This window comes from Rhizobium sp. SVR5-9E, from assembly GCF_056755095.1.
On the sequence record NZ_JBNDHS010000705.1, the window covers coordinates 1 to 238 of the forward strand.

1 protein-coding gene is annotated in these 238 nt (G+C 44.1%); it reads left to right on the top strand.

The window, feature by feature from the left end; all coding sequences use genetic code 11:
• The coding region (locus tag ACPYOJ_RS36635) for a hypothetical protein (RefSeq protein ID WP_481420577.1) at positions 1 to 238 on the top strand (238 nt) is incomplete at both ends.

Genomic DNA, 238 nt, shown 5'->3' on the forward strand with positions numbered 1-238 from the left:
AGAGACAGGCTACGATGTATTGGATGCCAACGATCAGCCGAAATTCAAAATTCAGGAAGACAATGCGTGGGTACGGTTTTTTGACGGAATGGTCGGCGAGATCCCACTTATCGGGATGTTTACCGGATATTTCCTGAATCCTTCCTACACAGTGACCGGTATAGATGGAAAGGCTTATTTTAAACGGAAAAAAATGCCGTCATTCTTCGGAAGAAGATTTCAGCTTGACCTTCTCATC